The sequence below is a fragment of the Phytobacter massiliensis JC163 genome (assembly GCF_000321045.1).
GTDB classification, from domain to species: domain Bacteria; phylum Pseudomonadota; class Gammaproteobacteria; order Enterobacterales; family Enterobacteriaceae; genus Phytobacter_A; species Phytobacter_A massiliensis.
In genome coordinates, this window is the sequence record NZ_HE578945.1 from 104,845 (window position 1) to 111,814 (window position 6,970).

The following is a 6,970-nucleotide window of genomic DNA, read 5'->3' on the forward strand; positions in this document are numbered from 1 at the left end:
CATTTTTTGTATTTAAAAAGAGAATAAACGTGGCAAAGAATATTCAAGCCATTCGCGGCATGAACGATTATCTGCCTGGCGAAACCGCCATCTGGCAGCGCATTGAAGGCAGCTTAAAGCAGGTGCTCGGCAGCTACGGTTACAGTGAAATCCGTTTGCCGATTGTAGAGCAGACCCCGTTATTCAAACGCGCGATCGGCGAAGTGACCGACGTGGTTGAAAAAGAGATGTATACCTTCGAGGACCGCAACGGCGACAGCCTGACATTGCGTCCGGAAGGGACTGCGGGCTGCGTACGCGCCGGCATTGAGCATGGTCTTCTGTACAATCAGGAACAGCGCTTGTGGTATGTGGGGCCCATGTTCCGTCACGAGCGTCCGCAAAAAGGGCGTTACCGTCAGTTCCATCAGCTGGGTGTCGAAGTGTTTGGCCTGCAGGGGCCGGATATCGACGCCGAGCTGATTATGCTCACCGCCCGCTGGTGGCGCGCGCTGGGCATCTTTGATCATGTCACGCTTGAACTGAACTCCATCGGCTCGCTGGACGCCCGCGCACAATACCGCGAGGCGCTGGTCGCTTTCCTGGAGCAGCACGTCGATAAGCTTGATGAAGACTGCAAGCGTCGTATGTACAGCAATCCGCTGCGCGTTCTGGATTCGAAAAACCCTGAGGTGCAGGCGCTGCTCAACGATGCGCCTGCGCTGGGCGACTATCTGGATGACGAGTCAAAAGCGCACTTTGCCGGTCTTTGCGCGCTGCTTGACGCCGCCGGGATTGGTTACACGGTAAATCAGCGTCTGGTGCGCGGCCTTGACTACTATAACCGCACCGTCTTTGAGTGGGTGACCAGCAGCCTCGGTTCCCAGGGCACCGTTTGCGCCGGCGGGCGTTATGATGGCCTCGTCGAGCAGCTTGGCGGGCGCGCTACCCCGGCGGTTGGCTTTGCGATGGGGCTGGAGCGACTTGTTTTGCTGGTTCAGGCAGTTAATCCGGAATTTAAAGCAGAATCCGTTGTCGATATATACCTGGTGGCGTCGGGCGAAAATGTACAGCCTGCGGCGATGCAGCTGGCTGAGCAGGTACGCGACGCGTTGCCTGGCGTTAAGCTTATGACCAACCACGGCGGCGGTAATTTCAAAAAACAGTTCGCCCGTGCCGATAAGTGGGGCGCTAAGCTCGCGCTGGTGCTGGGTGAATCGGAAATTGCCGACGGCAACGTTGTCGTCAAGGATTTGCGCTCTGGTGAGCAAAACACGGTAGCGCAGGACAGCGTTGCGGCGCATTTGCGCACACTACTGGGCTAATCTCCCCGGTGAATTATCGTTAAGGAGAAGGACTGCGTGGAAATTTACGAGAACGAAAACGACCAGGTAGACGCGCTTAAGCGCTTCTTTGCCGAAAACGGCAAAGCGCTGGCTGTTGGGGTCATTTTAGGCATTGGCGCGCTGGTAGGCTGGCGTTACTGGACCAGCCATCAGGTTGAAACAGCGCGCTCCGCTTCGCAAGGGTATGAAAACGCCGTTTCCGCGCTGAGTGCTGATAAGCCTGAAACGCTGGCCGCGGCGGAAAAATTCGCTGCGGAGAACAAAAACACCTACGGCGCGCTGGCTTCGCTGGAACTGGCGCAGCAGTATGTGAACAAAGACCAACTTGAAAAAGCATCGGCGCAGTTGCAGCAAGGGCTTGCCGCGACCAGCGATGAAAACCTGAAAAGCATGATCAGCCTTCGTCTGGCGCGCATTCAGGTGCAGCTCAAACAGCAGGATGCCGCGCTGAAAACTCTCGATAATATCAAGGGCGAAAGCTGGGCGGTGATCGTTGCCGATTTGCGTGGCGAAGCCTTGCTGAGCAAAGGCGATAAACAAGGTGCGCGCACCGCCTGGGAGAAGGGCGTAAGCAGTAATGCCTCTCCGGCGCTGAGCGAAATGATGCAGATGAAAATCAACAATTTGTCCATCTAAGAGGGACCCGATGCAATTGCGTAAATTACTTCTGCCTGGGCTGCTGTCCGTCACCTTACTGAGCGGTTGTTCGCTGTTTAGCGGTGAAGAAGACGTTGTTAAAATGTCTCCTCTGCCGACGGTTGAAAACCAGTTTACTCCGTCTACGGCGTGGAGTACGTCGGTGGGTAACGGTATTGGTGACTTCTATTCCAACCTGCACCCGGCGCTGGTCGATGGCGTCGTCTATGCTGCCGATCGCCACGGTACGGTAAAAGCCGTTAACGCCAGCGATGGCAAAGAAGTCTGGTCCGTCAGCCTGGCGGAAAAAGCGGGCTGGTTCTCCACCTCTTCGGCGTTGCTTTCCGGCGGCGTAACCGTAGCAGGCGGCCACGTTTATGTGGGTAGCGAAAAAGCGAAAGTGTATGCGCTGAATACCAGCGACGGCACCGAAGCCTGGACCACGTCGGCGGCGGGTGAAGTGCTTTCCCGTCCGGTGGTAAGCGACGGACTGGTGCTGGTGCATACCAGCAACGGCCAGCTGCAGGCGCTGAATGAAAACGATGGCGCGGTGAAGTGGACCGTTAACCTCGATATGCCGTCGCTCTCCCTGCGTGGCGAATCTGCCCCGGCCACCGCTTTTGGCGCGGCCATCGTTGGCGGCGACAACGGTCGCGTCAGCGCCGTGCTGATGCAGCAGGGTCAGATGATTTGGCAGCAGCGTATCTCTCAGGCCACCGGCCCGACTGAGATCGATCGCCTGAGCGATGTCGACACCACCCCGGTTGTGGTGAACGGCGTGGTCTACGCGCTGGCCTACAACGGGAATATGACGGCGCTGGATCTGCGTAGCGGCCAGGTGATGTGGAAACGCGAGCTGGGTTCGGTGAGCGATTTCATTGTTGACGGTAATCACATCTACCTTATCGATCAGAACGATCGCGTGCTGGCCCTCTCCACCGACGGCGGCGTAACCCTGTGGACGCAAAGCGATCTGCTGCACCGTAACCTGACGGCGCCTGCGCTCTATAATGGGTATATCGTTACTGGCGATAGCGAAGGCTATATGCACTGGATCAACGTCGATGACGGGCGTTTCGCCGCGCAGCAAAAGGTAGACGGTTCAGGCTTCCTGACCGAGCCGGTTGTGGCGGAAGGCAAACTGCTGATTCAGGCAAAAGACGGTACGCTGTACGCGATTACGCGTTAAATTCAGCGGCTGTAAGGTATACTAAACGGCTCCTGTCGCTCAGGAGCCGTTTTATTGTTTTTAAAAACGCCGCGTAAGCGACGTAATAATGAATTTGATGAGGCATTAGACATGGTACCTGTGGTCGCGCTGGTCGGGCGCCCTAACGTTGGAAAATCCACGCTTTTTAACCGATTAACCCGCACCCGTGATGCGCTGGTTGCGGATTTTCCGGGGCTGACCCGCGACCGTAAGTACGGCCGGGCGGAAGTGGAAGGACGCGAGTTCATCTGTATCGATACCGGCGGTATCGACGGTACGGAAGACGGCGTGGAAACCCGGATGGCGGAACAGTCGCTGCTGGCGATTGAAGAGGCTGACGTCGTATTGTTTATGGTGGATGCTCGCGCGGGGTTAATGCCCGCAGACGAAGCGATCGCCAAACATCTGCGCGCGCGTGAAAAGCCGACCTTCCTGGTGGCGAACAAAACCGACGGGCTGGACCCGGATCAGGCGGTAGTGGACTTCTACTCCCTTGGCCTTGGCGAAATCCATCCCATTGCCGCTTCGCATGGTCGCGGCGTACTCAGCCTGATTGAGCATGTTTTGCTGCCGTGGATGGACGAAGTCGATCCGCAGGAAGAGGTGGATGAAGACGCCGCTTACTGGGCGCAGTTTGAAGAGAACGAAGAGGGCGAAGAAGAGCCGGAGGACGATTTTAATCCGCAGGACTTGCCCATTAAGCTGGCGATTGTTGGTCGTCCGAACGTCGGTAAGTCCACGCTTACTAACCGCATTCTCGGCGAAGAGCGGGTGGTGGTGTATGACATGCCCGGCACGACCCGCGACAGCATCTATATTCCGATGCAGCGCGACGAGCGGGAGTACGTGCTTATCGATACCGCGGGCGTGCGCAAGCGCGGCAAAATTACCGATGCGGTAGAGAAGTTCTCGGTTATCAAAACCCTGCAGGCGATTGAAGACGCCAACGTGGTGCTGCTGGTTATCGACGCGCGCGAAGGTATCTCCGATCAGGATCTCTCGCTGCTTGGCTTTATCCTCAATAGTGGGCGCTCACTGGTTATCGTCGTCAACAAATGGGACGGCCTGAGCCAGGAAGTCAAAGAGCAGGTGAAAGAGACGCTGGATTACCGCCTGGGCTTTATCGATTTCGCCCGCGTGCATTTTATCTCCGCGCTGCACGGCAGCGGCGTCGGCAACCTGTTTGAATCCGTGCGTGAAGCGTACGACAGCTCAACCCGTCGCGTCAGCACCGCGATGCTGACCCGCATCATGAACATGGCGGCGGAAGATCATCAGCCGCCGCTGGTGCGCGGGCGTCGCGTGAAGCTGAAATATGCCCATGCCGGCGGCTATAATCCGCCTATCGTGGTGGTGCACGGTAACCAGGTGAAAGATCTGCCGGACTCCTACAAGCGCTACCTGATGAACTACTTCCGTAAATCGCTGGACGTGATGGGGACGCCGATTCGCATTCAGTTCAAGGAAGGGGAAAACCCGTTCGCCAACAAGCGCAACACGCTGACGCCGAACCAGATGCGTAAGCGTAAACGTCTGATTAAACACATCAAGAAAAGCAAATAACGCCATGCCCGGCGCTTCGCCGGGCTGCCGTTTCGGGAGGTTTTTATGGATCTTAAATGCCCAACCTGCCATAACCCGCTTGAACTGGTGGGCACGCACGGCCACTGTCACGGCTGCGATAAAGACTATGCGCTCAGCGCTTTTTGCCCTGACTGCCAGCAGCCGCTGGAGGTGCTTAAAGCCTGTGGAGCGGTAGACTATTTCTGCCAGCATGGCCACGGCCTGATCTCTAAAAAACGGGTCGTCTTCGCGCTCAAGGACGCCTAGTCACAAACGCCGCTTTCGCCCTTTTTCCATAAATCTACCAGCGAGGGCGGCGCTTCCTGTTCCGGCACCAGCAAAATGATGTCGGTATAGTGCGCCTGGTTATGGCGCGTCCAGATTATCTGAATCCGAAAATAGCGCTGATCGCCGCGCCCCGGCGAGTCTGTCTGCCCTGGCGGAAAGCCGCGCGCCAGCGATTGCTGTAAAACCTCATTCACCCGCTCGCGCTGCTGCGGGGTGAGAGAGGAGAGGGCTATTCTGCGCAGCCCGCTTAGCTGCGGGATAAACGCCACGCCGCCTTCGCGGGCAAGTTCAATGACCGCGTCCTCGGTAAGCTCCGGGATATTCATTACAACACTCCTGTTTCAATCCAGGCCTGTTCAATGGCTTGTGCCGTCTCTTTCCCCGAACGTTTTTCGCCGTGGGCGATAGTCAGCCGGGCAAACGCCGTAAAGTCCGCGTTTTGCGCCAGCGCCCGGTCGCAGACGGTGTCATACCAGGCGTAGCCTGCTTTCTCCCAGGCGTAGCCGCCCAGGGCGGTGGCCGCGAGATAGAACGCGCGGTTAGGGATGCCGGAGTTAAGGTGCACGCCGCCGTTATCCTCACGGGTTTTGATAAAGTCCTTCATATGCGCAGGCTGCGGATCTTTGCCCAGTAGCGGATCGTCGTAGGCGGTGCCCGGCTCTGCCATAGAGCGCAGCCCCCTGCCGTTAATGCCCGCCGCCAGCAGCCCTTCGCCGATAAGCCAGTCCGCCTCCTGCGCGGTTTGCTTGTACAGGTACTGTTTCACCAGCGAGCCGAACACGTCGGACAACGACTCGTTAAGCGCCCCGGACTGCTCGAAATAGATAAGCCCGGCTTCGGTCTCCGTTACTCCGTGGCTCAGCTCGTGGGCGACGATATCCGGCGCGATGGTGAAACGGTTAAAAATCTCGCCGTCGCCGTCGCCAAACACCATTTGCTGCCCGTTCCAGAAGGCGTTCTGGTATTCACGGCCATAGTGCACGGTGCCGATAAGCGTCAGGCCCTGGTTATCCAGTGAATCGCGCTGGTAGATCTTCCAGAAAAAATCATGCGTTACGCCCAGATATTCCCACGCTTCATCCACGGCGATATCGCCATTCGAAGGCTGTCCTTCGAAGCGGACCTGCGTGCCGGGCAACTCCTGCGTCTGTTTCGCATCGTAGATGTCCCGCTGTAGCTGTCCGGCCTTCGCAACGTGCGGCGCGGCAGGTTTGCCCGGCATATGCGCCATCAGCGTCTGGACATGGGTAAGGGTGTGGCGGGCGCACTGTTGTTGTACTTCGGAGCCGTTATCAATGATGCGGCGCAGGATGTAGGGCGGGATAACGCTGTGAAGTCGTGTCGCTGTCATGCTGCTCTCCTGATTGTGGCAAAGCCGACTTTAAGTTTATGTGACGTTCCGCTTTTTTACCCCCCGTACGGCAAAACCACCATTTTCGGCCATGATTAAATGCTTTCTGAAAACAAAGGAGCGGGTGTGATCACACGAGTTTCAGCGCTGGCGATAACCGGTTTTCTGCTTATCGCCGTGACCTATGGCATGGCGCGTTTCGCCTGGGGGCTGATGCTGCCCTCGGTGGGGCAGAATATTACCCTGAGTCCGCGTGCGGCGGGGTTGATTGCCGCCTGTAGCTATATCGCCTACTGCTTTTCTTCGCTCTGCGCCTCGTGGCTTACCGGCCGCTTCGGCGCGCGCGCAACCGCGATTGCGGCGGCGCTCTGTGCCGCGCTGGGGCTGGCTCTCCTTGCCAGCTCCAGCAGCGCGGCGCAACTTGCGGCAGGGCTTTTTGTCGCCGGGTTAAGTTCCGGGCTGGCCTCACCGGCGCTGGCCGCGGCGGTCAGCCAGCGGGTGGCGGAAAACCGGCAGTCCACCACCAATACTTTTATTAATGCCGGTACCGGCGGGGGGATTATTCTTTCCGTGCCGGTGCTGCTGTTTATCCCATGG

Annotated in this window: 8 protein-coding genes; 6 read left to right on the top strand and 2 right to left on the bottom strand. The window is 57.8% G+C overall.

The genetic code is table 11. The annotated features are described in order from the left end of the window. Positions 1 to 29 precede the first annotated feature (29 nt). The 5 genes from hisS (at position 30) to ENTHG_RS00785 (ending at position 5,001) form a co-directional block, all read left to right on the top strand. Positions 30 to 1,304: a histidine--tRNA ligase gene (gene hisS / locus ENTHG_RS00765; RefSeq protein ID WP_044172407.1), complete on the top strand. Its 1,275-nt coding sequence runs from the start codon at positions 30 to 32 to the stop codon at positions 1,302 to 1,304. A gap of 36 nt (positions 1,305 to 1,340) precedes the next feature. Then, positions 1,341 to 1,961: a YfgM family protein gene (locus ENTHG_RS00770; protein WP_044172410.1), complete on the top strand. Its 621-nt coding sequence runs from the start codon at positions 1,341 to 1,343 to the stop codon at positions 1,959 to 1,961. Between the two features lie 10 nt (positions 1,962 to 1,971). Then, complete coding sequence (gene bamB, locus ENTHG_RS00775) at positions 1,972 to 3,150, top strand: outer membrane protein assembly factor BamB (RefSeq protein ID WP_044172413.1); 1,179 nt, start codon at positions 1,972 to 1,974, stop codon at positions 3,148 to 3,150. Between the two features lie 111 nt (positions 3,151 to 3,261). Further along, positions 3,262 to 4,734, top strand: coding sequence for a ribosome biogenesis GTPase Der (gene der / locus ENTHG_RS00780; RefSeq protein ID WP_044178820.1), 1,473 nt, complete (start codon positions 3,262 to 3,264; stop codon positions 4,732 to 4,734). Positions 4,735 to 4,779: 45 nt separating this feature from the next. Continuing rightward, entirely contained in the window at positions 4,780 to 5,001 is a 222-nt protein-coding gene (locus ENTHG_RS00785) for a zinc ribbon domain-containing protein (protein WP_044172415.1), read from the top strand. On the opposite strand, the gene ENTHG_RS00790 is transcribed toward ENTHG_RS00785, so the two are convergent. Both ENTHG_RS00790 and ENTHG_RS00795 read right to left on the bottom strand, forming a co-directional pair. Further along, positions 4,998 to 5,348: a protealysin inhibitor emfourin gene (locus tag ENTHG_RS00790; RefSeq protein WP_044172418.1), complete on the bottom strand. Its 351-nt coding sequence runs from the start codon at positions 5,346 to 5,348 to the stop codon at positions 4,998 to 5,000. The genes ENTHG_RS00785 and ENTHG_RS00790 overlap by 4 nt on opposite strands. Beyond that, complete coding sequence (locus ENTHG_RS00795; protein ID WP_044172420.1) at positions 5,348 to 6,373, bottom strand: M4 family metallopeptidase; 1,026 nt, start codon at positions 6,371 to 6,373, stop codon at positions 5,348 to 5,350. The genes ENTHG_RS00790 and ENTHG_RS00795 overlap by 1 nt, the downstream gene beginning before the upstream one ends. A gap of 126 nt (positions 6,374 to 6,499) precedes the next feature. On the opposite strand from ENTHG_RS00795, the gene ENTHG_RS00800 reads away from it, so the two are divergent. Next, on the top strand, positions 6,500 to 6,970 hold a 471-nt coding region (locus tag ENTHG_RS00800), incomplete at its 3' end, for an MFS transporter (protein WP_342355002.1).

Coding starts and splice junctions, on each gene's coding strand:
- bamB (WP_044172413.1), top strand. CDS start 1,972: ATGCAATTGCGTAAATTACTTCTGCCTGGGCTGCTGTCCGTCACCTTA.
- der (WP_044178820.1), top strand. CDS start 3,262: ATGGTACCTGTGGTCGCGCTGGTCGGGCGCCCTAACGTTGGAAAATCC.
- ENTHG_RS00785 (WP_044172415.1), top strand. CDS start 4,780: ATGGATCTTAAATGCCCAACCTGCCATAACCCGCTTGAACTGGTGGGC.
- ENTHG_RS00790 (WP_044172418.1), bottom strand. CDS start 5,348: ATGAATATCCCGGAGCTTACCGAGGACGCGGTCATTGAACTTGCCCGC.
- ENTHG_RS00795 (WP_044172420.1), bottom strand. CDS start 6,373: ATGACAGCGACACGACTTCACAGCGTTATCCCGCCCTACATCCTGCGC.